2 protein-coding genes are annotated in these 2,764 nt (G+C 44.8%); both read right to left on the reverse strand.

Annotation, left to right across the window (positions count from 1 at the left end):
* Nucleotides 1–368: 368 nt before the first annotated feature.
* On the reverse strand, nt 369–1,289 hold the full coding sequence (locus tag HWQ37_RS00125; RefSeq protein ID WP_292742517.1) for a DUF1338 domain-containing protein: 921 nt from the start codon (nt 1,287–1,289) through the stop codon (nt 369–371).
* 49 nt (nt 1,290–1,338) lie between these two features.
* The gene (locus tag HWQ37_RS00130) at nt 1,339–2,658 is read right to left on the reverse strand and encodes an acetyl ornithine aminotransferase family protein (protein ID WP_292742518.1); all 1,320 of its coding nucleotides are present in this window, start codon (nt 2,656–2,658) and stop codon (nt 1,339–1,341) included.
* Nucleotides 2,659–2,764: the final 106 nt, after the last annotated feature.

Here is a 2,764-nt window from a genome sequence, read left to right on the forward strand (position 1 = left end):
GTTTTGGCAGTGGTGGTTTATTTGCAACTCTAACTGGTGCGCCAACTCTCACCGCGTCTGATTTTGTCTTGCAAGGGTAGTTCATCCCAAACACGAAACGAAATTGAATCCTTTGCTATAGCAGTCCTAAATTATTTGTAAAAAGAAACTAACCGCAGAGACGCAGAGAACGCAGAGAGAGGAATCAGAGATTTTCACGACTCATTTAGGATTGCTCTAACAATGCTGCACTATTTAGAGACTTCCAAATAAAAAAATACCCAAAAAACTCTCTTCTCCTCATTTCTCTGTGTCGCGCCAGTCGCTACAACGGGGGGAACCCCCGCAACGCGCTGGCTTCTCTGTGTCTCTGTGGTTCGTTTATCGACCTATTTAGATAAACGAGTCATTTCAAACAATTGCTGGGCATTACTTCCTAAAAAAGCATCAAAAAGTATCTGCTTTCCAGATTCCACTTCTACTAGATAGCGCTGGGCAATTTCATAATAGGCATAAGTCCAAGGAATCGAAATTTCTGCACCACTGTTATCATCTAATACTGTCACCATTTCTGTTACTGCTTGAGTTGCAGTTTGCCGCAAACCACAAGCGACATTTCCCTCTATCTCTGCTTTCATTGGTACACCCAGGTTAGCCAAACCATTGGCGGTAGTATCAATGTCTGGATATTCTGGAGTATTCTGTGCGTTAATGTAGCCTGTAAAGTGGTTCACAGCATATCCGTGCAGCAACACCCAAGCCCCATACTGAGTAACCTCATTCACCTCTTCGACAACAGAACGCTGGGGAGGTTGCCAAGGACGGGTAAAAACTTGCTGGAGTTGTTTGGCGATGGTTTCAGTTTCAATATTTGGGTCTTTTTCTAGAAGAATCAGGGGTGAAGTCAGTTTGTCTGGGATTGAAGATACTACTTTAGAGATGAGTTGAGTAATCTTAGTAGGCAATTCATCGACAATCAACTCGCTGATAAAAAGTTTAGGTAAGTTATATTCCTCTTGCTGTGGATGACGATAATGACGGGCGTACAAATGAGTTTGAGCAAAAGTATACTCTCCAGCCGCCACGTAACCCAATGCTTCTGCAAGTTGTCCCAGGTAGTCAATTCCCAAGTTAACTTGACCCTGTGGAGTATCTACTAATAAACGCAATGACCGCAAGGCGATGTGGTCGTTGGCGACAGTTCCACCGGCAGCAGTAATCATTTGCTGGTAGGTACAGGCATGATTTACCCTGGCGCTGTATTCTTGCCAAAGTAATTTCCATAAATTAAGGGCGATTTCATTTGTCATTTGTCATTTGTCATTTGTCATTGGTTATTTACCGCGTCTCCCTCATCCTCTAAAAACTTAAAATCTCGCTGATAATCTGAAGGGCGATTTGAATTTGGTCGCTGTCGATAATTAGAGGGGGACAAAAACGAATTGCTGCTTTACCGCAACCTAGTAATAATAAACCCCGTAAAAAAGCTTCTTGGATAATGCGATCGCGCAATTTATAATCGAGATTACCCTGTTCATCTAATAAATCTACCGCAACCATCAAACCCTTACCTCTTGGCGGCGATACTCTGGGAAATCTTTGATGCAACTCGCTAAGACTAGCTTGTAATAATTCTCCCATCTGGGTGGCGTTAGTCATCAAACCACTTTCCAGCAGTCGCAATGTGGCAATACCAGCAGCACAAGCCACGGGATTACCGCCAAATGTAGTAGCGTGAGAACCGGGAGGCCAAGTCATTAACTCTGGTCTGGCTAGTATCGCTCCTAATGGCATACCACTGGCGATACCTTTAGCAGTAGTAATGATATCAGGCATGACACCCCAATGCTCGATCGCAAATAAGCGACCAGTCCGCCCCATCCCCGCTTGTACTTCATCCACTACCATCAGAATACCGTGGCGATCGCATATCTCCCGAATCCGTTTCAAAAAACCATCTTCGGGGACGATATACCCGCCTTCTCCTTGAATCGGTTCGACGACGATCGCTGCTACTTCTTGCGGTGGTAAAATTGTCGTGAATAGCTGTTGTTCTAAGTAATCTAAGCTAGCGTGAGTGCCGTAGGGAATATGAGTCACCCCAGGAACTAAAGGCCCAAAGTTAGCTCGCTGCACTGTTTTAGAACCGGTGAGAGACATTGCTCCATAAGTGCGTCCGTGAAATGCACCTAAGAATGCCACAATTAGCGATCGCTTGGTGTAATATCTAGCTAGTTTGATTGCTCCTTCGTTGGATTCTGCCCCGGAATTGGTGAAAAATACCTTTGCGGGAAACACAGCATTACTCTGTGGCTGGGGAAAAGGAGCGCGAATCGCTAATTGTTCCGCCAGTTCCACCATCGGCTCATAATAAAAATCTGTCCCTGACATGTGCAGCAGCCGCGCCGACTGTTCTTGAATTGCCTTGACGACTTCTGGGTGAGCGTGTCCGGTGGCGGTAACGGCAATACCTGCGGTCATATCTAGAAATACATTGCCATCCACATCTTCTACCATACAGCCCTGACCGCGAGCTACAACTAACGGGTAATCGCGGGTGTAAGAAGGGGAAGTTACGGCGCGATCGCGTTGTACAATTGCTTGAGCGCGAGGTCCAGGTAAAGCAGTTATTAAACGAGGGATACGAGGTAAATTTAGGTTAATAGGGATACTTAACATAATTTTTTCGATTTTTTAAAGATTACTGATGATTAAACGCTAAAGCTTGATTGCTTACAGTAGCATTTGATGCCATTAGTGTAGAAATTACGCATTTACCGAAAAA

Source organism: Nostoc sp. NMS4, from assembly GCF_017115095.1.
GTDB lineage: Bacteria > Cyanobacteriota > Cyanobacteriia > Cyanobacteriales > Nostocaceae > Nostoc.

What these genes read in the sequence shown, in the direction of transcription:
- HWQ37_RS00125 (WP_292742517.1), bottom strand. Translation starts at nt 1,289, where the DNA reads ATGACAAATGAAATCGCCCTTAATTTATGGAAATTACTTTGGCAAGAA.
- HWQ37_RS00130 (WP_292742518.1), bottom strand. Translation starts at nt 2,658, where the DNA reads ATGTTAAGTATCCCTATTAACCTAAATTTACCTCGTATCCCTCGTTTA.